The 24,840-nt window shown below is 64.7% G+C and carries 19 protein-coding genes; 5 read left to right on the top strand and 14 right to left on the bottom strand.

Features of this window, described 5'->3' with window-relative positions:
- Positions 1-15 precede the first annotated feature (15 nt).
- Both uraH and uraD read right to left on the bottom strand, forming a co-directional pair.
- A complete protein-coding gene (gene uraH, locus H4V99_RS07935; RefSeq protein ID WP_280677096.1) occupies positions 16-375 on the bottom strand; it encodes a hydroxyisourate hydrolase in 360 nt (119 codons plus the stop codon).
- Positions 372-863 (bottom strand): 2-oxo-4-hydroxy-4-carboxy-5-ureidoimidazoline decarboxylase, encoded by a 492-nt coding sequence (gene uraD, locus H4V99_RS07930; protein WP_280677094.1) that lies wholly within the window; start codon positions 861-863, stop codon positions 372-374. The genes uraH and uraD overlap by 4 nt, the downstream gene beginning before the upstream one ends.
- An 82-nt stretch (positions 864-945) precedes the next feature.
- Between uraD and H4V99_RS07925 the strand changes: the two genes are divergently transcribed.
- Positions 946-1,569, top strand: coding sequence for a nucleotidyltransferase family protein (locus H4V99_RS07925; protein WP_280677092.1), 624 nt, complete (start codon positions 946-948; stop codon positions 1,567-1,569).
- 15 nt (positions 1,570-1,584) lie between these two features.
- On the opposite strand, the gene H4V99_RS07920 is transcribed toward H4V99_RS07925, so the two are convergent.
- From H4V99_RS07920 to H4V99_RS07910, 3 genes are all read right to left on the bottom strand, one after another.
- Entirely contained in the window at positions 1,585-2,898 is a 1,314-nt protein-coding gene (locus tag H4V99_RS07920; RefSeq protein WP_280677090.1) for an allantoate amidohydrolase, read from the bottom strand.
- Positions 2,895-4,154, bottom strand: a complete 1,260-nt coding sequence (locus tag H4V99_RS07915) for an alanine--glyoxylate aminotransferase family protein (protein WP_280680031.1) — start codon at positions 4,152-4,154, stop codon at positions 2,895-2,897. Before H4V99_RS07915 ends, H4V99_RS07920 begins: the two co-directional genes overlap by 4 nt.
- A 105-nt stretch (positions 4,155-4,259) precedes the next feature.
- Positions 4,260-4,643 (bottom strand): metalloregulator ArsR/SmtB family transcription factor, encoded by a 384-nt coding sequence (locus H4V99_RS07910; protein ID WP_280680029.1) that lies wholly within the window; start codon positions 4,641-4,643, stop codon positions 4,260-4,262.
- A gap of 127 nt (positions 4,644-4,770) precedes the next feature.
- Between H4V99_RS07910 and arsB the strand changes: the two genes are divergently transcribed.
- Positions 4,771-5,892: an ACR3 family arsenite efflux transporter gene (gene arsB, locus H4V99_RS07905; protein WP_280677088.1), complete on the top strand. Its 1,122-nt coding sequence runs from the start codon at positions 4,771-4,773 to the stop codon at positions 5,890-5,892.
- A 22-nt stretch (positions 5,893-5,914) separates the two neighbouring features.
- Here the strand turns inward: arsB and H4V99_RS07900 are convergent, their stop codons facing one another.
- From H4V99_RS07900 to H4V99_RS07885, 4 genes are all read right to left on the bottom strand, one after another.
- Positions 5,915-7,171: an amidase family protein gene (locus H4V99_RS07900; RefSeq protein WP_280677086.1), complete on the bottom strand. Its 1,257-nt coding sequence runs from the start codon at positions 7,169-7,171 to the stop codon at positions 5,915-5,917.
- A 121-nt stretch (positions 7,172-7,292) separates the two neighbouring features.
- Positions 7,293-8,609 (bottom strand): glycosyltransferase, encoded by a 1,317-nt coding sequence (locus H4V99_RS07895; protein WP_280680027.1) that lies wholly within the window; start codon positions 8,607-8,609, stop codon positions 7,293-7,295.
- Positions 8,606-10,753, bottom strand: coding sequence for a glycosyltransferase (locus H4V99_RS07890; RefSeq protein WP_280677084.1), 2,148 nt, complete (start codon positions 10,751-10,753; stop codon positions 8,606-8,608). Before H4V99_RS07890 ends, H4V99_RS07895 begins: the two co-directional genes overlap by 4 nt.
- A 328-nt stretch (positions 10,754-11,081) precedes the next feature.
- A complete protein-coding gene (locus H4V99_RS07885; RefSeq protein WP_280677082.1) occupies positions 11,082-12,476 on the bottom strand; it encodes an OFA family MFS transporter in 1,395 nt (464 codons plus the stop codon).
- Between the two features lie 140 nt (positions 12,477-12,616).
- Between H4V99_RS07885 and H4V99_RS07880 the strand changes: the two genes are divergently transcribed.
- Entirely contained in the window at positions 12,617-14,929 is a 2,313-nt protein-coding gene (locus H4V99_RS07880; protein WP_280677080.1) for an FdhF/YdeP family oxidoreductase, read from the top strand.
- Positions 14,930-15,016: 87 nt separating this feature from the next.
- On the opposite strand, the gene fdhD is transcribed toward H4V99_RS07880, so the two are convergent.
- The 5 genes from fdhD to H4V99_RS07855 form a co-directional block, all read right to left on the bottom strand.
- The gene (gene fdhD, locus H4V99_RS07875; protein ID WP_280677078.1) at positions 15,017-15,892 is read right to left on the bottom strand and encodes a formate dehydrogenase accessory sulfurtransferase FdhD; all 876 of its coding nucleotides are present in this window, start codon (positions 15,890-15,892) and stop codon (positions 15,017-15,019) included.
- Positions 15,893-15,895: 3 nt separating this feature from the next.
- Positions 15,896-17,014 (bottom strand): GTP 3',8-cyclase MoaA, encoded by a 1,119-nt coding sequence (gene moaA / locus H4V99_RS07870; protein WP_280677076.1) that lies wholly within the window; start codon positions 17,012-17,014, stop codon positions 15,896-15,898.
- 64 nt (positions 17,015-17,078) lie between these two features.
- Complete coding sequence (locus tag H4V99_RS07865; RefSeq protein ID WP_280677074.1) at positions 17,079-18,443, bottom strand: GntP family permease; 1,365 nt, start codon at positions 18,441-18,443, stop codon at positions 17,079-17,081.
- An 88-nt stretch (positions 18,444-18,531) separates the two neighbouring features.
- On the bottom strand, positions 18,532-19,692 hold the full coding sequence (locus H4V99_RS07860; RefSeq protein WP_280677072.1) for a glycerate kinase: 1,161 nt from the start codon (positions 19,690-19,692) through the stop codon (positions 18,532-18,534).
- 63 nt (positions 19,693-19,755) lie between these two features.
- On the bottom strand, positions 19,756-20,892 hold the full coding sequence (locus tag H4V99_RS07855) for a sugar diacid recognition domain-containing protein (protein WP_280677070.1): 1,137 nt from the start codon (positions 20,890-20,892) through the stop codon (positions 19,756-19,758).
- A gap of 169 nt (positions 20,893-21,061) precedes the next feature.
- On the opposite strand from H4V99_RS07855, the gene H4V99_RS07850 reads away from it, so the two are divergent.
- A complete protein-coding gene (locus H4V99_RS07850; protein ID WP_280677068.1) occupies positions 21,062-21,334 on the top strand; it encodes a hypothetical protein in 273 nt (90 codons plus the stop codon).
- Positions 21,335-21,337: 3 nt separating this feature from the next.
- On the top strand, positions 21,338-24,832 hold the full coding sequence (dnaE, locus tag H4V99_RS07845; RefSeq protein ID WP_280677067.1) for a DNA polymerase III subunit alpha: 3,495 nt from the start codon (positions 21,338-21,340) through the stop codon (positions 24,830-24,832).
- The last annotated feature ends 8 nt before the right edge of the window (positions 24,833-24,840 follow it).

Raw genomic sequence — 24,840 nt, 5'->3', positions numbered from 1 at the left:
GCCGGGGCTGGGCCCTCAGCTCCCGCGGTAGGTGCTGTACGCGAACGGGCTCAGCAGCAGGGGCACGTGATAATGGGCCTCGGCGTCACGAATCTCGAAGGTGATCTGCACCTGGGGGTAAAAGGTGCTCTCTCCGGCCGCAGCGAACCAGGCACCCGTGTCAAAGCTCAGCCGGAAGCGACCCGGGGCAAGATCGGCGGGGCCGAGGTCGGTGACCCGGCCGTCGGCATCCGTGCGTCCCGTGGCCAGGAGGAGCCAGCCCTCCATCGTGTGCTGCTCGAGCGTGACGGCGAGCCCGGCGGCGGCAGCGCCCCGCACCGTGTCGAGCACGTGGGTTGTGACGCGACTCGGCGACGTGTGAGCGGACGGAGTCACTCCGACGCCCGGGCGGCAAGCCGCGCAAGGCGAAGCAGCGCAATATCACGCAGTTCATTGGCCACGGTGGTGAGTTCGGCGTCGTCGTCCAGCTGCAGTCGCCGATCAAGTTCGTTCAGAATCTCGGTATGGGAGCGTCCCGCGGCACGAATGAGAAAGATCCGGCCAAATCGTTGTTCGTAGGCGCGATTGCCTTCCGCAATGGCCTCGGCGAGCGCCTGATCGTGCGCGCCCAGCGCCTTCTGCTCACCGCGGGAGAACTCGCTGGCCTGCGATGAGCCGGCCGCCTTCTCACCGATGCGGGGATGCCCGGCGAGCGCCTGATCGATTTCGTGCGGGCTGAGCGGCGTCGCCTCCTCCCGGGCGGCGAGCAGCAGGTCGGCGGCGCTCGTGAAGGGCCCACGGGCAATAACACCGTCGATCCACCGCGGAACAGCGAGGCACGATTCGAGCCACTGGCGCAGTTTCTGAGTTTCTACGTTCTTCATACTCTCCCTACAGATCGATCAGTACGGGTCGTGTGCTCGATCAGCCTAGAGCCTCCGCCACGAGGAGACCATACGATGAGGTATGTCCTTCCTGATCGCACCTGTCGCCGGCCTCATTCTCGCTGCCGGTGCGGGCACGCGTTATGGGCAACCCAAAGCTCTCGTCGAGACCGACGGGGTGGGCTGGCTGGCCCACGCCATCGACACGCTCGAGGCCAGCGGATGCTCACCGATCATCGTTGTACTCGGTGCCCACGGACTGGAGGCGGCCGACTCCCTGCCGCCCCGGATACACCAGACGCCCCTGGTGGTGGTTCAGGCCGCCGAGTGGGCCGCCGGGCTCTCGGCGTCTCTTCGGGCCGGGCTGGAGGCGGCAGCCGACCTCACACCCACGCCGGTGGCGCTCGCCGTGGTGCCCGTGGACGTTCCCGACTTGAACTCCGCAACCGTGCGGCGCCTGCTGGGGGCCGACACGGGTGTGACCCCCTGCCCGCCCGCGCACGCCGCCACTCTGCGGCAGGCGCGTTTCGGTGGCCGCCCGGGCCACCCGGTCGTACTCGGCCGGGTGCACTGGGCCCACCTCGCTGCCACCCTCACGGGCGACACCGGTGCCCGCGCCTATCTGAGCGCTCACCGCGCGGAGTCAGTCGAGTGCGGGGACCTCAGCACGGGTGAGGACGTCGACACACCACCCCCACCGCGCTGATCGCGCTCGTGCCGCTCATGCGTGCTGGACGTACTCGGCGGCCAGGGCCAGCACGGCCCCCTCGAGAGCGTCGATGGCTGCGGCCACATCCGCCTCCGTCACCGCCTCGTCGGGATGATGACTCACCCCGTTCGTGCACCGTACAAAGAGCATGCCGATCTCGGTGATGGCCGCCACCGCCATGGCGTCGTGACCGGCCATGGATAGCAGTTCCGGAGCATCCGCTCCCTGGGCTGTACAGCGGATGCCGGCCGCCATCGCCGCCCGCAGTCGCGGGCTACAGTGGGCCGCGGCCGCGGTGTGCGTCTGCACGGTCGTGAACGTGAGCCCTCGGCGCTCGCACGCCGTCCCCAGCGCGGCGGTGATGCGCGCCCAACCCGCGTCCCGCTGCGCGTCGTGCTCGCCGCGAAGGTCGAGGCTGAACTCCACCCGACCGGGGATGACGTTGACCGCGTCAGGAAAGACCTGCAGGTGACCCACGGTGGCGATGAGTCCCGTGGATCGGGCGACGGTTTCGATGGCGAGAATGGCCTCGCTCGCCCCGGCAAGCGCATCACGGCGTGCGTGCCACGGGGTACCTGCGTGACCAGCGTGGCCCTCAATGGTGATCTGGCGTCGAACGGCACCCGCAATTGACGTGACGATGCCGAGAGCGCGGTGGGAGTCGAAGAGAACGGGAGCCTGCTCAATGTGCACCTCCAGATAGCCGAGCAGCTCCGCGGGGCGTCGTGCGGCCGTGTCGAGTGCCGCCGGATCGAGCCCGAAAGCGGTGAACGCCTCCGCCAGGCTCACGCCCTGCGCATCCCGTAGCTTCAGCCACTCCGGTTGCCAGGTACCGTCCAGGGCGCGACTTCCGAGCAGCGTCGTGCCGAAGCGGGTGCCCTCCTCGTCGCCAAAAGCCACCACTTCCAGGGCGAAGGGCAGCTCAGTACCGGAGGCGCCGATGCGCTCGGCGACGGCAATAGCCACCAGCACGCCCAGAATTCCGTCGTACCGGCCAGCCGCGGGAACCGTATCAAGATGAGACCCGAGCAGGAGCGCCGGCAACCCGGCAGTAACACCCTCTCGGCGTGCACACTGGTTACCGGCGGCGTCCTGCCAGGTGTCGAGGCCCGCCTCGGTCATCCACCCAGCGGTGAGGGTATTCACGGCCGTGTGCTCCGGCGACAGGTAGACGCGCTCAATGAGACCGTCGCTGCGTGACGTATGGGTGGCGAGCACATCACAGCGTTCCAGGATGCGGGCCGCCGCGACGGTGCTGCTCGGTGCGCCGGTGCTGCTCGGTGCGCCGGTGCTGCTCGGTGCGCCGGCCTGATGCTCGGTCGTCATGAGGCTGCGAGGCGTGGGCCGGCCACGGCGCTCGCCGCTGACATCGAACCGGTCTCCGGGCTTACTCCGGGCCGGGCGGCATCGTCGTAGCGGTCCAGGGCTGCTCCAACTCCCCCGCCACCGGCAACCCGGGCACCCGAGCGACGCAGCACCTGTTCCAGCACGGCCAGTGTGGTGAGCACCGCGTCTTTCCGGGCGTTGTAGCCCATGGTGCCAATTCGCCACACCTGTCCGTGCAGGGGCCCAAACGACGTTCCAATTTCAATTCCAAAGTCGTTCAGCATCACCCCGCGCACCTCGTCACCATTCACCCCGTCCGGAATCCACACCGCCACAACATTATTCATGCGATGTTCGAGGTCACCGAATACGCTCAGCCCGAGGCCCTGAACGCCCGCCAGCATGGCCGAGCCGTGGAGCCGATGCCGCTCAATCGCGGCCGACATTCCCTCGTCCACGAGGAGGCGGGCACATTCCCGTGCGCCATACAGCGCGGTTGTCGCCTCGGTGTGGTGGTTGAGTCGCCGGGCACCCCCGTAGTCGAAGAGCATCGACAGGTCAAAGTAGTTGGAGCGGATGGGGCGGTGCGCCAGCACATCGCCGGTTTCGCGAATCCCGGCCTCCACGTGGGAGCGAGAGCGGATGACCGCTGCCGCACGGGGCGAGAATGTGGCGGGCGCTGTTCCCGAGGGACCGGCGAGGCATTTTTGGAGGCCGGCCGTCACGGCGTCGAGGCCCCAGGCATCCGCCTGAAAGGCATTACCGCCGAGCGACGCCGTGACGTCGGTGTAAAAGAGAACACCGTGTCGGGAGCAGATATCCCCCAGCTCGGCCAGCGGCTGCATCATGGTGGTGGAGGTGTCGCCGTGCACGACAGCCAGGAGTTGCGGCCGGGTTTCTACGATCGCCTGCTCGATAGCCTCCGCCGTGAACACCTGCCCCCACTCCACGTGACGCACATGCACCTCGGCACCCGCTCGTTCGGCAATCTCGGCCAGCAGAAGCCCGAACCGACCGAAGACGGGAACGAGCACCCGATCGCCGGGCTCGATGAGCGACACCAGCGCGGCCTCGATCCCGGCACGCGAGGTGCCGTCCACGAGAAGTGTGTGCTCATTGCTGGTGTCGAACACGTCACGGTAGAGCGCCTGGGTCTCGTTCATATACTCGGTCATGACCGGGTCGAACTGGCCGAGCAGTTGGGCAGACATGGCCCGCAGAACCCGAGGGTCAGCGTTGATCGGGCCGGGGCCCATCAACAGTCGCGGCGGCGGATTGATCGGAAGAGTGGACACGGTAACGCTCCCTTGGCTCGCAGACACGGTCCCGGTGCGGTGGATTCCGGTGGTCTACGGGTGAGCTTACGGATTGGGCGTTTCAGTCGTGTTTCCGCCAGCTATCGGAGAGGCCGACTCAAGGGAGACGAGCAGCTGCGCAAGGGAATCCAGCGCGCCGTGTACCAGCGTGTAGTACGCCCAGGTGCCACGCTGCTCTCTCTTGAGGATGCCGGCCTCAACAAGAATCTTCAGGTGATGGGACACGGTCGGCTGTCCGAGATCGAGGGGCGCGGTGAGATCGCACACACAGGCCTCGGCGTTCTGATGCCCGGCGATCATGGTGATGAGGCGCAAGCGCGTGGGGTCGGAGATGGCCTTGAACGTGCGCGCCATCTCGCTGGCCCGCTCCGGGGTCAGCACCCGGGTTGCGGCCACTCGGTGAGCGCTCACGTCGATCAGGGGCAGCATCGCGGTTGACGGCACGAGAACATCCTCTCCACAGGTAACGACAGGGTCAGATTGACAAGCATCGATATATTCGTCAGACTTTCAACATCGATGCAATTCGATCTTACCGTGGAGGCGACCGCGCCCAATGATTTCTCCCGCACCATTTCCCGCCGCCACCCGGTCCTCACCGGTCTCCGCGCCCCGACTCGGTCTCACCGACCGTTACCTTCCGGTGTGGATCCTCGCCGCCATGGGCGTCGGCCTCCTCCTCGCCGCATACGTACCCGCTGTGGGCAACGCCCTACACGCGTTCTCGATCGGAACGGTGAGTATTCCCATCGCTCTGGGCCTGCTGGTCATGATGTATCCGGTCCTCGCGAAAGTACGATATTCCGATGCCCGGGCCGTTGCCGGCGACAGGCGCCTGCTGGTGTCCTCTCTGCTGCTCAACTGGATCCTCGGGCCGGCACTCATGTTCGTCCTCGCCTGGATCTTCCTCCCGGATCTGCCGGAGTACCGCACCGGACTCATCATTGTGGGCCTCGCCCGCTGCATCGCCATGGTGCTCATCTGGAATGATCTGGCCTGTGGTGACCGAGAGGCAGCCGCGTTCCTCGTGGCCGTGAACTCCGTTTTTCAGGTCATTGCCTTTGGAGCCCTCGGCTGGTTCTATCTGCAGATCCTGCCCGGCTGGTTGGGACTTCCCACCACGAGCGCAGACTTTTCTTTCTGGGCCATCACCGTGAGCGTTCTTGTCTTTCTGGGGATTCCGCTGGTTGCGGGCTACCTGTCGCGTCGAATTGGAGAAGCACGCCGCGGCCGCGACTGGTACGAGGCGAAATTTCTCCCCCGCGTGGGACCGTTCGCTCTCTACGGGCTGCTCTTCACCATCGTGCTGCTCTTTGCCCTGCAGGGTGAGCAGGTCTTAGCCGCCCCACTCGACGTGCTCCGCATTGCGCTCCCCATGCTCGTCTACTTCGCCGTGATGTTTCTTCTCGGGTTTGGTGTGGGCAAGCTGGCGGGTCTGCCCTATGAGCGAACGACCACGCTGGCGTTCACGGCCACCGGCAACAACTTTGAACTGGCCATCGCCGTGGCGATCGGTACGTTTGGGGCCACGAGCGGGCAGGCACTGGCCGGAATCGTGGGACCACTCATCGAAGTGCCCGCCCTCATTGCCCTTGTCTATGTGGCCCTGTGGCTGCGTCCCCGCCTCTTTCCCGCCCAGCCGGTGGCTGCACCGGAACCAACCAGAATCCCGTCCTGACCGGGCTCAGTCGCGACCGGGCTCAGTCGCGACTAGCCAGCCGGGCGGCCAGATCCACGAGGGCCAGGTCACTGAATCGAGGCCCGACGAGGGAGAGCCCAACGGCTCGCCCGTCTGCGGCCAGAAGCGGCGCGGAGACGGCCGGATAGCCGCCGATGGCCGCAAGGCAGGTGAGCAGCAGCGTCGCCTCCCGCGCTGCGTTGATCACCGACGGGTGAGCATCGCGGTTGGGGGCTCCCGACGATGCGCTCGGCAGGAGCAGAACGCGGTTGTCCAGAACGGCATCCAGGTGCTCGCGGGCCTCGTGCAGGATCCCCCGGGCATCCGCTTCTTCGCTCTCGCTCACCCGACGGGCAGCCTCGAAGCGCGTGGCAACGGCAGCGCCCAGCGCCCCGGGGTGCTCATCGATCCAGGAACCGTGGGAACGCCAGGCCTCTGCGCCCTGAACCGTGCGGAACGCGCTCAGCAGGGGGTCGAGCGCTCCCAGATCCACAATGGCCGGCTCGGACAGCAGACCGTCACCGTGCACACGGTCGAGCAGACTCACGAACGAGGCCTGCACCGCCTCCGTGGCGGCGAAAACAAGCGAGACCGCCACGACACACGGCGACTCCGGTTCCATCTGAGCTGACAGGTCGAGCGAGGCAGCCGCAGCGAGACGCAGTACCTCGGGTGTGCGTGTGATCCAGCCCACGGCATCAAAACTCGGAGCAAGCGGCAGCAGTCCTTCCCGGCTCACCGCGTCGTGCGTGCTGCGCAATCCCCAGAGACCCTGATACGACGCCGGAACCCGGGTGGAACCGGCCGTGTCGGTGGCGAGGCCGATGCTCGCGTGCCCCAGAGCCACGGCAGCGGCCGGACCGCTGGAGGACCCGCCCGGTAACGCACCCGGTGCGCGGGCGTTGGGCGGTGTTCCGTAGTGCTCATTGTCACCGGCCAAACTGTAGGCGAACTCGTCGGTTTGGGCAATGCCGCGAACGGATGCCCCCGCCGCGAGCAGAGCGCGCACGGCTGCCGCCGACGTCACGGCGGCCTTTCCGCCGCGCAGGTAGTCCGGCACCCCGGCACCCACCGCAAACCCGGCCACCTCGAAGAGGTCCTTGACGGCGATCGTCTCGCCGAGGAGCGAGCCCGCGGCGTCACCCTCGGCGTCGCCCGACACCAGCGGACTGCCGAGTACTCGCCAAATACTCTCATCACAGGCCGGTACCGGTGCCGGCAACTCCCCCACGCGCACCGTCGTAACCCGGGGGGCTGTTATCTCTGCTGCGTCAACCACGTCGTCCACCTTTCGGGTCCGGGCGTGCACACCACCAACGGTGACCCCGGTGTGACCGAGGCTAGCGTGCTCACGCGAGTTCGCGGTACCGGTTCGCGCAACCTACCGCGCGAGAAAACCCTCAGACCGAACCGGCACGCACTCCCGTGAGCGCATCGAAGGCGCGTCGTGGTCCGGTGCCGCCCGAAAGCGACTCGCCGAGGCTGGTCAGGCGCTCTCTCGCGTGTCCGTCGAGTGCCAGCAGCCGCACGATCGCGGCTCGCAACTGCGCAACAGACGTCCGGTTCGGGTCGAGCGTCTCACCGAAACCTGCGGTGTCGAGGGCGGCCGCTCCAGCGAACTGATCGGTGGAGAAGGGCAGCAGGAGCAGCGGAACGCCAGCGGTCATCGCCTCGGTCACACTGTTATTTCCTCCGTGACTCACCGCCAGCACCGAGTGATCGAGGAGCCGCACCTGCGGAAGAAAACCACGTACCAGCCAGTTCTCGGGAATCGGTCCGAGCGAGGCCGGATCCGTAGACCCGGAGGCGAGGGCCACCCGCACGTCGAGTCCCTGCAGTGCCGCCACGACCTTCTCCAGCACATCTCCGCGCACGGAGAGGAAGCTCCCGAAGCTCACGTACACCACCGGTTCACTCCCGGCGTCCAGCCACGCCTCGACCTCGGCATCTGTTGCCTCCACGCGCACCGCCGACCCGAGAAAGGCATGCTCGGGGAGGAGAAGACCGCGCTCGGGACGGTGCAGTTCTGCAGGATAGTTGAGCAGCAGCACATCGCCGGTCTCCTGGAACGCATCTCTGCTGGGCACAGCCTGCGGGTCAAGCTCGGCCAGGGCCGCGTTCCACTGTGCGGTGAACGTGTCACGCACGGCCTCGCACAGCAGGAGTAGCTCGGCCAAATCATTGGCGTCGGGATGAAAGATGTCCGGCCATTCCGGCGGGTAACCGTACACCTCGCCGGCAACGGGCAGCGCAGACGGGTGTCCGAGAACAACATCGGCATGGTGAATGCCCGCCGTCATCAGACCGAGCCGCGCTGAGAACGCCAGGTGGTCCACGATCACCTGATCGGGACGCACCTTCTCGACCAGCCGCTGAACGTTCCGAGCAATCTCTACCGGGTTCCACAACAGATCGTTGCTGCGGGCCTCCGCCTGAAATGTGAGGGTCTCCACCATGCCCAGCCGGGTGGCCGCGAAGAAGCCGCGCAGGGCATCATCTTCCCCCGTCGGCTGCGCCTCCGCACGAATAACACCCGGGTTGGAACCGCGTCCCAGCTGCAGGTTTTCACGCTCAAATCCGAACCCGCGCACGATGTCGGCTGTGGCGGGACCGCTGGCCACCACGACGCGCTCCCCGGCCTGCTGCCAGGCGGTGCCGAGGGTGGCCAGAGGAAACAGGTGGGACGCGTAGTCGGGGCTGATGATCAGGAGCGTCACGAGGCGTTCAACGCCCACGTGGCGGTTTCCGCGGCGTCCGCGACATCACGGTAGACGTTGGTGAGAGAACGGGCCATGGCTTGAATCGTAAACGATCGGGCCACCATGTTGCGACCACGTTCGGCGTACTCGGGGCCGAACGGTCCGATCGCCACCTCCAGTGCCTCCGAGACCGCGCCGGCCAGAGCCGAGCTGCTCCCGGTATCCACGAGGAACCCCGTGACGCCCTGCTCCACGTAGGTGGCCGGGCCCCCGGCATCCGGGGCAACAACAGGCAGACCGGTGGCCATGGCTTCGAGGAGGGCCAAACCAAATTCCTCCTTCACGCTGGCGCACACATACACGCCGTGCGGGGCGCTCAACCCGGGCCGGCCAAACCGTGCGGCAACGAGCCACCGGGCCACGGTGTCGTTGGCGCGATGCCCAGCCAGGATCAGCCCGTGATTCACTGCGCCTGACAGGGGGATCACGGCATCCATGCGTCGGAGCTGCTCCTGCTCGTCCGACGACGGATGCTCCAGGTCACCACCCACAATGATCAGGTTGCTTCGTCCGTGCAGGGTGGGGTCGGCTGCCCACGCTTCCACGAGGCTCGCCATCCCCTTCACCCGGTGCAACCGACCCACCGAGATCAACAGCGGGAGATCGCGGCGTTCTTCCGGGAGACGCCGGAGGAGATCATCAAGTTCGGTCAGGGCTGGCGAGGTGGGAGCGCCCTGGCGGGGCGTGAGCACCTCGGCGAGGGAACGTTCGATCACCGTCAGGTCAATGCCCTCCGCCACGACCGTGTGCCGCTCGGGGTGAGCGTTGACGTCGATGCCCACGAGATCGCGCATGTCCTTCTCCAGATCGGGGCGGGGAAAGAACACGGTGTGGGCGGCATCGGCGGCCAGTCGTTGCACCAGTCGCGCCCGAAACCAGAAGTGCTCGACTTCGTCAACCTTGCCGAACTGGGCGCGGGTCAATGCCCCGGATCGCTCCATGGAGTCGATGACCGCATGCGGGTCGGGTGCCACGGTGAAGACGATGGGAATGTCCAGTTCTCGAGCCACGGTTGCCGCCGCGAGGCTGCCGACATCGGCCATGCGCAGGTGAATGGCATCAACGGTTCCGGCAGCGCGCAGTACCCGGCGAATACCGCGCTCGGTGGCGATACGCCGTGGCCAGGCCTCCGCGGCCGGGACAACGTCACCGAGAAAGGGAATGGCAGCAAAAGCGTGGCCAGAAAGAGTGGATGCCACCTCCGGCAGTGCCGCAAACGCCGTGGCGTGCGTGCCGCGGGAGAGCGTAATGACCCGCTCGACCTGCTCCGTGGCGTTGAGGTCCGAGCGGCTGTTGAAGTCGACACCGGATGCCCGGTGGCCAGCAACAAGAGCATCACCGAGGCGCACGAGCAGGGTGGCGATTCCGCCGTTGTCGCCGGAACCGACACGGGAGAGTTCACCGTCAATATCGGCGTGCAAGAAAAGCTGAGCGATGGTCGTGCCATGACTCCACGGCGGTCGGGGGTGACGGGCCGCGGTGAGGTCATACAGCGCGAGCCGAGCCACGCTGGCCAGCTCGCCCTCCTCAAAGGACAGGTCCGTGACGAGTCGAATATTGGTCTCGTCTGCATCGCGGTCACCGAGAGCGGCCACAGCTGCCGCGCGCGCCTCGAGCGGTTCGGCGAAATCCACGGCCACCTGGCGCAGCATCCGCTCCGGAATGCGACCGGGCACGAGCCCGATGGTTTCCACGAGGCGTGCGCGGGCACCGGACTCTCGAATTCCGAGCAGCGCAGCTTCCAAGGCAAGCGCCACAGAGTCGGCGGTTGACGCCGACCACTGTTCGAGCGTGCGCTGGGCCACCATGCCGGCAAAACCGCCGTCAATGACCATTCGAACCAGTCCGGCCACGGCGTCAAGGCGCGGCAGACGCACGCCGAAAGCCCAGGCGGCGTGCTCCCGCAGAAAACCGGACTCGTGTGTCAGAAGCGGCACCAGAACATCGTCGGCCGCGTCATCGAAGATGCGGGCCAGGGCGTGCACGGCGGCAATCGCGGTGAGCTGATCAGTGGGATCCAGAGCGGCGGAAGCCAGAAGCCTGACGGCACGTGCGCCACCGTCGCGGCTTGAGGACACGGTGAGTTCATCTGCGCACCTCATTCCGGTCAGAATTGATCCGGATTGGCGCATGACATCGAGAGCGGTGTGCGGTCCCACGGTGGTTCTCCCGTCGACAGGTAGATGTGGCAGAGGAAGACGGGTTGGCACTAAGCGATGGCAATGCCGTTACCGCCCCCTAAATCCTGCCATAACACGAAGAGCCGCGCGCAGGTCTGCGCGCGGCTCTCAGCAAGCCGTCAGTTAGCCCGGAGGCGCTGAACGGTGTCAGGCAAACAGTGCCGTCACTTTAATGACGGTCTGTGAGATGCCATACACGAGGGGCACTCCCACGAGCGCCCACCCCAGGAAGAGTTTTACGCTTTTCATATCAGGACTCCAGTGCAGGTTCGCGAACGGCCGGCGGGGTTACCACTGGCTCGTGGAAGGTCGACGCGACGGGGCGCACCATGAGGTTGGCGAGGAAGCCGATCACGAGCAGGCCCACCATGGTCAGCAGTGCCGGCTGGTAGTCAGCGGCAGTGAGCTGACCGGGCGTGCCCTGAGCGTCGAGAATCGAGTTGACGATCAGCGGACCAGCAATGCCGGCCGCAGACCACGCCGTGAGCAGACGACCGTGAATGGCGCCAACCTGGAAGGTACCAAACAGGTCCCGCAGGTAAGCGGGCACCGTGGCGAAACCGCCGCCGTAGAAGGAAATGATCACGAACGCGAGCACCACGTACAGCGCTGTCGTTGAGGACCCAAACAGGGCGAGCACGAAGTAGAGCACCATACCCACACCAAGGTAGATCATGTAGATGTTCTTACGTCCGGTGAAGTCAGACGTGGACGACCACACAAAGCGGCCACCCATGTTGGCAATCGACAGCAGTCCGACGAATCCGCCGGCCACAACCACGCTGACGAGCGAGGTGCCATCCGGCTGGCGGAAGAAGTCCTGAATCATCGGAGCAGCCTGCTCCAGGATTCCGATTCCGGCCGTCACGTTACAGAACAGCACGATCCAGATCAGCCAGAACTGACGGGTCTTAATGGCGTTCTTCGCCGAAACGTGGTTGCTGCTGACCAGCGCCTTGACCTTAACCTTCGAGGCGTCGTAACCGTCGGGCTGCCAACCGGCGGCCGGTACCTTGATCGTGAACGCACCGAACATCATGTACACGAGGTACAGAACGGCAAACGTCAGGAAGAGCTTTCCCACCGCGTCGCCGCTGGCGATCCATCCGGTTGTCCCGGAGTTGGGGTCGTAGGCGGTGAGGAGTGCGATGGACAGGGGGCTGGCAATGAGCGCTCCGCCACCAAAGCCCATGATCGCCATACCTGTTGCCAGTCCGGGACGGTCCGGGAACCACTTAATAAGTGTGGAGACCGGGGAAATATATCCGATTCCGAGGCCGATCCCGCCGATGAAGCCGTAACCGAGGTAGACGAGCCACAGCTGATTGGTGAAGATTCCAAGCGAGCCAATGAGGAATCCACCGGTCCAGAACAACGCGGAGACAAACATGGCCTTGCGTGGTCCGTTGGTGTCTACCCACGTCCCCATGATTGCGGCCGACAGACCCAGCATCACGATGGCGATCGAGAAGATCACACCGATCTGCGTGAGGCTGGCGTCGAAGTGTTCGACAAGGGCCGTCTTGTACACGCTGGTTGCGTAGACCTGGCCGATGCTGAGATGTACGGCCAAAGCCGCTGGCGGTATGAGCCAACGGTTGAATCCGGGTGGGGCGATGGTGCGGTCTCGATCGAGCCAGCTCATGTCTTACTTTCCTTGCCGCTCGCAGCTGCCGTAGCCACGATGCTGTCTCGTTGAGACTATACGAACGTATTAGATAACTTTTCTCCCCCAGAAGGGTCGGAATGACTTTTCCGGTCCAGATTAAAGGGAGGATAGAAGACATGACACGTGGCGCACCGATCGAAGACATCAACGAAGACAACCTGATCGTGAAGGAGCCCAAGACTCACGCAGCCGGTGTGAAAGCCGTGATGGTGGCTCTCGACCGCGGATTTGCCCAGGCCGGGATCGCACGCACGGCAAAGTCGCTGCTGCGACTCAACCAGCGCGACGGTACCGACTGCCCCGGCTGCGCCTGGCCGGAATCTCAGGGCCACCGCAAGACTGCGGAGTTCTGCGAGAACGGTGCCAAGGCCGTCGCCGAGGAGAGCACCCTGCGTACGGTGACGCCCGATTTCTGGGCCGAGCACTCGATCGCCGAGCTCGAGACCAAAACCGAGTACTGGCTTGGCAACCAGGGGCGCATCACGCATCCGGTTGTTATTCGCCCCGGCGACACCCACTACTCGCAGATCAGCTGGGACGACGCGTTCGAGCTCATTGGTGAGCAGATTCGCGCCACCGTTCCCGACCGCACGGTGTTCTACACCTCTGGCCGCACGGCGAACGAGTCGGCCTTTCTCTACCAGCTGTTTGCCCGCTCAATCGGCACAAACAACCTTCCCGACTGCTCGAACATGTGCCACGAGTCCTCAGGTTCAGCCCTGAACCCCACGATTGGCATCGGCAAGGGAACGGTCTCGCTCGAAGACATTCACCGCGCCGAGTTGATCTTCGTTGTGGGTCAGAACCCCGGCACGAACCACCCCCGCATGCTCTCTGCCCTGGCGGAATGCAAGGATAACGGCGGCAAGATCGTGGCCGTCAACCCGCTGCCTGAGGCCGGCCTGTTCAACTTCCGCGACCCGCAGACCCCTGCCGGCGTCATCGGCAAGGGTGTTGACCTCGCCGATGAGTTCCTGCAGATCAAGGTCGGTGCCGACCTCGCACTGTTCCAGGCTCTGGGCCACCTCCTGCTCGAGGCGGAAGAGCGCGTTCCCGGATCTGTTCTTGATCTCGCCTTCATCGCGGAGAACACCGACGGAATCGACGCGTACCGTGCCGCCCGCAAGACCATCGACTGGGCCGAGACGGAAGCTGCAACCGGCCTCGATCGCGCGCAGATTTCCACCGTCGCCGACATGATGATCAAGTCCAAGGCCACCATCATCTGCTGGGCACTCGGTCTCACGCAGCAGCCGCACTCGGTCAACACCCTCAAGGAGATCATCAACCTGCTCCTGCTGCAGGGAAACTTCGGCAAGCCCGGTGCCGGCGCGTGCCCCGTGCGTGGCCACTCCAACGTGCAGGGTGACCGCACCATGGGTGTGTGGGAGAAGCCGAAAGAGTGGATGCTCGCCGCGCTCGACAAGGAATTCGGCATCGAAAGTCCCCGCGTGCACGGTCTCGACTCGGTTGACACCGTGACGGCGTTCGAAAATAACGACGTCGATGTCTTCGTCTCCATGGGTGGCAACTTCGCCCTGGCCTGTTCAGACACCGTGCTACTCGAAGCGGCCATGAAGCGCGTGGGCCTCACGGTTCACGTCTCCACCAAGCCCAACCGGTCCCACGTCTGCCACGGTCAGATCTCGCTCATTTTGCCCACACTCGGCCGCACAGACACCGACGACAAGCACCCGTCTGGCCGTCAGGTTCTCTCGGTCGAAGACTCCATGTCGGTCGTTCGCACCACCCAGGGCCGTCTGGATCCGGTCTCGGAGCACATGCTCGCCGAGCCCGTGATCATTGCCCGCATGGCCAGTGCCACGCTCGGCGAGGACCACCCCGTGGATTGGCGCGAAATGGCCGAGGATTACGACCTGATCCGCGACCACATCTCGCGAGTGCTGCCCGGTTTCGAGGACTTCAACGCGCGTCTGAAGACCAAGAACGGCTTCGTGCTGCCCAACCCGCCCCGCGATACCCGCAGCTTCAAGACCGACATTGGTCTGGCCCGCTTCACCGTGAGCCCGCTCGAGTACCTCACGCCTCCGGCCGGTCACCTCATCCTTCAGACCATGCGTAGCCACGACCAGTACAACACCACGTTCTACGGTCTCGACGACCGCTACCGTGGTATCTCAGGTGGTCGTCGCGTGATCCTCATCAACGCCGAGGACGTTGTGGAGCTGGGCTTCCAGGACCGCGACCAGGTCGACGTGATCAGCACGTTCCAGGGCGAAGAACGACGCGCTGACAACTTCCGCCTGGTGGTCTACCCGACGCCGCGCGGATGTGCCGCCGCGTACTTCCCGGAAGCCAATGCCCTGATGCACCGCGAGCTCGTCGCACGCGAGTCGAACACCCCCGGCTACAAGGCCATGGCGGTTCGGTTCGTGGCCCGTGCCGAAGAGGCCGTGCCGGTCGGCTAATCTGCTCAGCACTCACAGAACAGCCCGGCACCGCATGCAGCGGTGCCGGGCTGTTTTGTTTTGTTCAGTTCAGTGCGAGCTGATGTTCTAGACGGTGACCGCGTTCTCCACCGGCAGGGTCTCTGCTGGCAGGGTCTCCGTGATGCGCTGATCGCCCGCGTAGATCACCATGGACGAGCCGCGGAGGAACCCGACGAGAGTCATGCCCACCTCGGCCGCAAACTCGGCGGCGAGGGACGACGGCGCTGACACGGCCGCGAGCACGGGAATGCCGGCCATCAGTGCCTTCTGCGCGAGTTCGAAGCTCGCGCGGCTGGAAACCATGAGCACGGTTCCGGTCAGCGGGAGGCGCTCTTCCTTCACGGCCCAGCCGATCACCTTGTCGACGGCGTTGTGCCGGCCCACGTCTTCACGCAGCACAAGCATCTCGCCGGTCGTTCCGTCGAACAGGGCAGCGGCATGCAGGCCACCCGTCTTCTGGAAGACGTCCTGCCCGGCACGCAGCAGGTTCGGGAAGGTGGTGAGCATTTCCGCGTCGACGCGGAGGGCATCCGCTGCCACGTCGTAGAGGGATTTGGTGCGTACGGCGTCAATGCTCGCCTTGCCGCACAGCCCACACGAGCTGGTCGTGATGAAGGACCTCTCGAGGCTCGGGTCGGGCGGGTTGACGCCGTCCGCCAGAGTGACGTCCATGACGTTGTAGGTGTTCTCACCGTCGACGGTTGCGCCGGCGCAGTACCGGGCACTGCTGAAGTGGGCACCGCGCGTAATGATGCCCTCGGACACCAGGAAACCGGCCGCAAGGTCGAAATCGTTGCCGGGAGTGCGCATCGTGACGGCAAGCGAGCGGCCGTTCACCCGCATCTCGAGCGGTTCCTCGACCGCGAGAAAATCTTCCCCGGCTATCGGGTGCGCGCCTACCGTCATGCGAACAATTTTGCGTCGAGCTGTAATTCTGCCCATTATCTAACCACCAATGTATGACATTTCGATTTTCTTCTTACCGGATGCCCGCAGCTCACGGGTCTTAGAACTGCGCAGCTCGGAGTAGCGGTCCGTGCGCTCACGCCAAATGTGCGCCATCACGGTGGAGAGCTGCTCGTCAGTGCAACCGTTGCGCATCAGCGCGCGCAGGTCGTGGCCCTCGGTGGCGAACAGGCAGGTGAACAGCTTGCCGTCCGTGGATATCCGCGCTCGAGAGCAGGAGTGACAGAAGGACTGTGTGACGCTGGAGATCACGCCGATCTCGCCGCCACCGTCACGGTAACGCCAGCGCTGACTGGTTTCACCGTTGTAATTGGGCGCAACCTCTTCGAGCGGCAGCTCGGCATGAATGCGAGCCACAACGTCGGCCGAGGGCACCACAGCGCCCATTTCCCAGCCGTTGCTCGTGCCCACGTCCATGAACTCGATGAAGCGCAAAATGTAGGGTGTGTCCTTGAAATGGCGCGCCATCGCCACAATGTCCTGGTCGTTCTTGCCGCGTTGCATCACCATGTTGATCTTGATCGGCCCGAGTCCCACCTCGTGGGCCACATCGATTCCGTGCAGCACCTTCGAAACCGGAAACTTGACGTCATTCATGGCTTGGAAGGTGGCGTTATCCAGCGAGTCCAAGGACACCGTCACGCGCTTGAGACCGGCATCCTTGAGCGCCTGGGCCTTCGTGGCCAGGGCCGAGCCGTTCGTGGTGAGGGCAATATCAATCTCACGCCCGTCGGGGGTGCGAAGCGCGGCGAGCATCCCCACCAGTTCTTCCAGCCCCCGGCGCAGCAGGGGCTCGCCACCCGTGAGGCGAATCTTCTCCACGCCGTGCGCGATGGAAATCCGCGCCAGACGGGTCATCTCTTCGAAGGTCATGAGTTCGTCGCGCTCCATGAACGCAAAGTCCTTGCCGAAGATTTCCTTGGGCATACAGTACACACAGCGGAAATTACACCGGTCCGTGACCGAGAGCCGCAGATCCTGCAGCGGTCGATCACGGTGGTCCGTCAGTAATCCGGTGGGTGCCTCCCCTACGGGGGGTATGTCAGAAAGAAGGTTGTAGAAGCGCTGCGGGACTGCGGGGATTTCGGCACCAGTCATTGTTTAACACTATGCCTGTCTGCCCTAAATCAGAAATGCGGAACGGCCCTCCTGGCGCGCCGCGCTACAGGACAATGAGTCCCATTACCCAGACCGCGGCGAACCCGGCAACGCCCTGAATGGCGGTGGCCGGGGTGAGTGTGCGATAGGCCGTGGCGACGGGAATGCGACTGAGCTGCGATACCACCCAGAAGAAACTGTCATTGGCGTGCGAGACAACCATGGCACCGGCTCCGATGGCCAGAACGGAGAGCACCCGGCCCATGTCCGAATCAAGCCCCAGCGCCGGGAGTAGCGGGAGCAGCAGCACCGAGGTCGTGACCATGGCCACGGTGGAGGATCCCTGCGCGGTCTTGAGAGCGGCGGAGATAACGAACGGCACCACGAGTCCGAGACCGAGAGTCGACAACGTGCTACCGAGGTAGTCGGTGAGGTCGGATGCGGCCAGGATCGACCCGAACGCCGCTCCCGACGCCGTGATCAGGAGGATCGGTGCCGAGATACGGATGCCTTCGTTCACGTTGTCCCCAAACGTGGTGAGTTTGTTCGCACCGCGGAGCAAAAACAGAGCGGCCACAAGGCCGACCATCAGGGCGATGACGGGCGTGCCCAGGAAGACAATGGCGATGAAGAGTCCCGAGTCACCGAATGGAGCGGCGGGAAGCTTTGCAATGGACGCGATACAGATCAGAACGATCGGGGCCAAAATGGGGAGAAAGGCTAGGAAGGCGTTGGGAAGTGTGCCGTAGCCGGAACGTAACTGGTCGTATTCCCGGCTGAGGTCGTTCTCCTCCCCCGCAGGCTCGGGCAGCAGCTGGATGTCTTTCTTCAGAAAGCGATTGGCCCACAGCAGTCCGGCCGCGGCCGACACCAGGGCAGCGATCAACCCGAACCCGATGATGAGCCCCAGCTGGTCGATGATATTCAGGTTGCCAGCCGCCGCGAGCGGTCCGGGTGTCGGCGGGACGAACACGTGGGTGGCATACAGGCCGGTCATCAGTGCGATGGTCATGGCCACCAGCGACACCTGGGTGCGCGCGGCAATGGCCTTCTTGAGGGAGTTGAGAATGACGAAACCCGAGTCACAGAACACCGGGATGGACACAATGAACCCGATGATGCTCATGGTCAGGGTCGGAAACCGGGTGCCCAACAGCCGAATCAACGCTTCGGCCATGGCGATGGCAGAACCGGTGCGTTCCAGAATGACACCGATGATCGTGCCGAACAGAATAATGAGCCCGATGTTACCGAGGGTGGCGCCGAACGCCGTGGTCATGGTGGGTGCGATCGTGTCAACCGGCAGCCGGAAGGCAAACCCGCCCACGAGTGCCGCACCCAGCAGAGCCAGGAACGGATTGATCTTGAGTTTCGCCGTGGCGAAGACGATGGCGGCCACGAGGGTCACCAGGATGGCAATGCTCAGCATTGAGAGAGCCTTTCAGTTGCAGACGGAACGGTGTGGCAAAAACGGCGGTGCGGGTCAGTGTTGGTTAGAGGTGAGTGTTGGTTAAAGGTCAGTGTTGGGGACAGATCAGGGCGACGGCGTGGGCGGTGGTGTCGCGCACCCGTTCGCTCGCGTGTCGTTGGAGTTCAGCAAGGGTGGCGGGGCCACCGGCAATCGACAGGGCAGCGGTGATACCGGCTGCCCGGGTCTCGGCAGCCGAGAGCGCGACCCGACCGGCAATGACCACCACCGGGCAGCCCTCCGGGGCGCGGTGGGCAACGGCAACGGCAACCTTGCCGCCGAGGGATTGGCTGTCGAAACTGCCCTCTCCGGTCAGGACGAGGTCGGCGGTTGCCAGCAGGGCGTCCAGACCCACGGCATCCGCTACCAGTGTTGACCCGGGCACCATCTCGGCGCCGAGGAGCGGTACGAGGGTGACGGGCATACCGCCCGCGGCTCCGGCCCCAGCCCGGTCACGCATGTCTTCGCCGGTGGCGGAGCGCACGACCGCGGCCAAATTGGCGAGGCCGGCATCGAGCGCCTCGATGTCGTGTGGGTCGGCACCTTTCTGCGGGCCGAACACCGCGGCGGCCCCGCGGGGACCGCAGGGCGGGTTGTTCACGTCGACCGCCACGCGCCAGCGGACGGCTCGGGCACGGGGGTGAAGCTCGGACACATCGATCGAAACGATGGCAGCAAGTCCGCCTCCGCCGGGTGGCACCGGTTCCCCGGTGGCATCACAAAATCTCACCCCGAGGGCGCTGAGCAGGCCGGTTCCCCCGTCGGTGCTCGCCGAGCCACCGACGCACAGCAGAATTTCTTCCACGTTCTGCTCAAGCAACTCTCGGGCGAGCAGTCCCACCCCAAACGTGTCGGCCCGCTGTGGTTGCAGCAACACATCGGTGACGAGGGGAAGCCCGTTTGACTCGGCAGCTTCGATCAGGCCCATGCGGGCATCAGCGGACACACCGTACCGGGCGGTGCGCACACGCCCGAGCGCGTCAACGGTGCGGAGGCTGCGCGGTTCCACCCCCCAGGCAGCTGCAATGGTCTCGAGGGTGCCCTCACCGCCATCGGCCATGGGGCACAGCACGACGCGAGCCGCCGCCCCCAGCACATCCTGCACGCCGTGCGCCATTGCTGCCGCGGCTTCGGCCGCCGTCAGGCTGCCTTTGAACGAATCGGGCGCGATCACTATGGTGAGCGGCGTCAGCGCCGTACGATCGTTCATGTGAACAGGCTAGTGTGCGTCACGTCGAACTCTTAGGTGCATTGAACCCATAATTATGGGTGGTTATTCGGCCTCACCCTGTGCAGCGTGCACATTTCCTGCCGTGTCGGCCAGGAGGGCCACGTTCATGGTCATGGCCGCGTTGAACTGGCGAATATCGAGCCCGGTCAGCAGCTGCAAGCGATCCAGCCGCTGCACAACCGTGTTGCGATGCACGTGCAGCTCCCGGGCGGCACGGGTGATCGATAGCCCTTCGGCAAGAAAGGTCCTCGCCGTCTCACGGAGGGTGACACCTACACGAACGAGCACCGTTCGCGCGGTGTCGTCAACGAGGGTGGGGGGCAGTGAGGCAACCGCAACCTCAAGACTCAGCGCCGCAAGGCGAGTCTCTGTCTGAGCGGGAATCAGTGCGGGCGTCGTCAGGATCAGCTGGAGGCGCTGGGCATCACTGACCAAGTCACTCATCGAGGCGGCCACTCGGCCGGACAGAAATCGCACCGTGGATGAGGACTGCTGTAAGCGTTTTTTCACCAGGGCGAGGGTGAGGGAACTCGACGACCCCGTCAGCACCCAGACGGCACCGTTGATCTCGGCGGTCGCGATACCGGAGACGTCACGCAGGGTTCGAAGTACCCGCACCGGTCCACTCCGACGTTCCCCACTGACCGGAATGACGGCGGTCAGATTCCAGGGCGGCTGCAGGGGGGCATCGATGCGGTGCAGCTGGGCGACGAGCTGGCTCTCCGTCAGGTGACCGAGCGTGAGGCTCTCCAGAATGTCGCGGGTGGCCGACTCACGCCACGACGAGATGTCACGGACCTGATCTTGCGCCAGCAGCATCTGAATGGCCAGAACAAGCACCTGAGCAACGGGCAGGACGAGCACAGGGTCACCGGTCACGCCGACCACGGCCACCACCTGGCCGTCGAGAAGAAGCGGGATATTCACTCCCGGTCGGGTTCCACCCGCTTCGTCGCCGGGGTTGATCTGCACCGTGTCGCGGCGATGTGCAGCCTCCCGGGCACCTGCGTGCAGTTCACCCACCCGAACAGCATCCATGGACCCGATAATCACGCCCGCGGCATCCATGATGTTGACGTTGTAGGTCAGACTCGGCGCCACCTGGTCAACGACGCGCTGGGCCAGATCTCGACCGATCCGTGGTGCGGGGACGCCGAAGCCGAGGGGGTTTTCCGTCATGGCGTCATCGTAGGGTGCGCAAGCTGCAACCACTACCTGAAGGTTGGATCTGGCGAGTGTCGGTGGGGTGACATACACTTTCCACATAGAACATGCGTTCTAACGGTTGGGTGAATTTGCCTGATGTGGCGCATCGTTTTTCTGAGATGAGAAGGCGAGGAATCCTGACATGCCGCAGATTATTGACGCACCGGTTGATGTGGAGCTCACGAGTGATGGAGACCCACGCGCATTCGTGTGGAATCGATTTGAGCACACCGTGATCGGACAACCACAAGCGGTTTTCAAGCGCACCCGCTGGTGGGAAGACGCCGGCACACCCACGCGCATCGACACCGAGCTGTGGCGTCTTGATGCCTCTCGCGGTGGAGAGGAACAGCACCGCTATGACCTGCGTCGTGGCGCCGATGGAGCGTGGGTGCTTGCCCTCGATTGGGGATGACTGATGACCTTCTCACACCTTCACGTGGCGAGTGCGTATTCCACTCACTACGGGGTCACCCTTCCCGAGACGCTTGTTGACCAGGCCCGCGAACAGGGCGCCAGCTTTCTCGCCCTCACCGACCGTGATGGCCTCTACGGCGCGGTCAAACATGTGCGTGCGTGCGTGGCTGCCGGCATCCGTCCGGGGCTCGGTGCCGAGCTGGCGGTGCATGACGACGAGTATCGTTCCCTCGGCCGGGTCACCGTGCTCGCGCACGGTAATAACGCCGGACACGGTTATGCGGCGCTCTGCCGCGCCATTTCTGCCGCTCACGCGAATACGGTGGCCCCCACGGAGCAGACGACTCTTCTGACCTCGTCTGAATCCGCGTCTCCCCCTTCCGCACCCATCATGACCTCGTCGCGGGCCACGGCCAGCCAGCTGCCGAGCATTTCACGAGCCCACCTCGCCGACCTCGCGGCGCTGCGCTGCCTGAGCGTGTTACTGGGTCCCACCTCAGACGTGGGCCTGGCCACCCAGCAGCGCAACAGCCCCGAGGCCGAGGCCCGTCTCACCGCCTGGCTGCGCATCATGCCGGAGCGCTCGGTGTACCTCGAGATCGTCTGCCACCTCGCCGAATCAGGAACGATCGGTAGCGTCACACCGGCCACTCGGCTACTGTCCCTCGCCGAGCAATCCGGAGTGCCCGCCGTGCTGTCCAACTCCGTGCGCTACGGAACCACCGAGGAAGCCGTTACCGCCGACCTTGCCGATGCCGCCCGTGCCCTGACCCCGCTCGCCGAACTGCAGACCCTGCAGACCAATGGCCAGGCCTGGCTCAAACCCCTGGGAGCCATGCGTCAGGTGGCCCGAATGGTCGTTGACGCCGGCCTGCACGATAATGGCGCACTCGAACGACTGTTCCAGACTACGGAGAGTCTTGCCGAGCAGTGCAGTCTCGACCCGGATACCGATATTGGCCTCGGTCGACCCCGTATGCCGGAGGCCCGGATCATCGGTGTCACCGGCGATCCGGTTGCCGAATTATGGCGCCGGGCACAGCACGGAATTGATGATCTGTACGCCGCCGCGGGTGACACCGCCAGAGCCGACGCCCACGCCCAACTCGCCCGGGAAATGACAACGGTCGAGCATCTGGGTTTTTCCGGCTACTTCCTCACCGTGGCCCGAGTCGCCGACATCATCCGCGGCATGGGAATCCGCATTCAGGCGCGCGGCTCCGGAGTGGGCTCCGTGCTCAACTATGCGCTGCGCACCTCGTCCGTCGAACCCCTCTCCAATGGCCTGCTGTTTGAACGGTTCCTCTCCCCCGAACGTCAGACATTGCCCGATATCGACCTTGATGTGGAGTCCTCTCGGCGCCACGATATTTACCGCAAGATTTTCGAGACCTTCGGCAGCGACCGGGTCTCACTCATGTCGATGACCAACGCGTACCGCGGACGCGGTGCGGTGCGTGATGCGGGTCTCGCTCTGGGGATGCCCGATGAACAGATTGCATCCATTGCCAAGCAGATGTGGCGGTTCAACGCCCGAGACTTTCGCCGCGCCCTCGAGGAGAAACCCGAACTCGAGGCGCTGGCCGCCGAGGTACGCCAATCGCAGCAACTTGATCTTCTCGTGGATCTCACCGCCCGACTCGACCGACTGCCCCGACACATCTCGGTGCATCCGTGCGGCGTCATCCTCTCCGATTCGAGCCTGCTTGACCGTACGCCCGTGCAGGCGTCCGGTATGGGGCTGCCCATGTCACAGTTCGATAAGCACGACATGGACCCCATGGGACTCATCAAACTCGACATTCTCGGCGTGCGCATGCAATCGGCAATGTCCCACGCCGTCGAAGAACATCATCGACTCACCGGGGAGAGTATCGACCTTGATCGCATCCCCCTCGATGACCCCGCCACCTTCGAGCTCATCCGGTCCACCCGCACGCTCGGAATTTTTCAAATCGAGTCGCCGGGGCAAATGGAGCTTGTGGGAAAGTTGCAACCCGAGGTCTTCAACGATCTCACGGTAGAAATATCGCTCTTTCGTCCGGGGCCTATGAAGAACAACATGCCGCTCACGTATCTGCGGGCCAGACACGGAGAGGTGGCACCCGACTACCTGCACCCGCGGTTTCGACCCATTCTTGAGGAGACGTACGGGGTCGTCATCTTCCATGAGCAGGTCATGCGCCTGTTTGACGAGCTGACCGGGTGTGGTCTGGGCAAAGCGGATGTCTTTCGGCGTCACCTGGGCAAACCGGAACAGCTCCCACAGATCGAAGCCTTCGTGCGGGAACGTGCGCTTCTACGCGGGTTCCCCTCGGAGGTGATCGACCGCATCTGGACCGTGCTCGCGGGATTCGGAAGTTTCGGTTTTGCGAAGGCACACGGTGCCGCGTTTGCCTTGCCCACTTACCAGTCCGCCTGGCTCAAGACCCATCACCCCGCAGAATTCCTGTCCGGCCTGCTCACGCATGACCCGGGCATGTGGCCCAAGGACCTCATCGTGGCCGAGGCGCGCACGCTCGGCGTTCCCGTTCTGAGCCTCGATGTGCAGCGCAGCGCGCTCGACTATCGGGTGGAGGAGCTCGCCGACGGAACCCAGGGCATCCGTCTTGCCCTCCCTGAGCTGACCGGAAGCACAGAGACCGAACGCGCCCGGATTGTGCGGCACCAACCCTTCAGTTCCCTGCAGGACTTTCGGGACCGGGTGCGTCCGCGTCGACGCACCTTCGAGGCGCTGGCCCGTGTCGGCGCACTTGATTGCTTCATTGACTATGACCGCACACGGCGCCATGAGCTTCTGGCACACATCCAGTCGCTACGCGGCACCGCCGTTGCGATCACCGAGCAGCAACTGGCCTTTGACGTGGAGCTTCCGGTGCACAGCTACGTGGGTGAGGGGGCCGGAGCGGTCACCTCGCTGGAGCTGCGCGGTCGCACCCAGACCGACCTTGAACTGATGAATCTGAACCTGGCCATTTCCCACCACCAAATGACTCGGTTTCACCCGCTCTTTGCGGAGCTGGGGGTGACACCGGCATCCGAACTGGGAAACCTACCTGGTGGCACCGAGGTGTTACTGGCCGGTGTGCGCCGGGCCACAAACACTCCGCCCATGCGAGGCGGGCGCCGAGTGGTGTTCATCAGCCTCGACGATGGCACCGGACCGGTGTCAAACGTGGTCTTCTTCCATGATGCTCAGGAGCGCGTGGGTGCACACGTATTCCAGACGAAGTACATGCTCGTGCGCGGCAGAACCCGTCGGTCGGGCGCGAGGGGTGTCTCGGTCACCGGCGAAAACCTGTGGGACCTCTTTGATGTTGCACGGGAGGTCCGGGAACGGCACCAGCGGGAACTCGCTGCCGCGCAGCTGGCCGCGCTAGCCGCCGCCGACGCGGACCGTGTCGCCGCTGACCAGGCGGCCGAACGTCTGATGTCGGCAGCTGACCACGACTTTCCCCGCGGTCTGCGCCATCTCCCATCCGCCCGACGGGCCTGAACCCACCC

The organism is Cryobacterium sp. CG_9.6, from assembly GCF_029893365.1.
Classification (GTDB): Bacteria; Actinomycetota; Actinomycetes; order Actinomycetales; family Microbacteriaceae; genus Cryobacterium.
The sequence above is the reverse complement of the archived record's forward strand: the minus strand, read 5'-3'. Positions and strand labels throughout refer to the sequence as shown.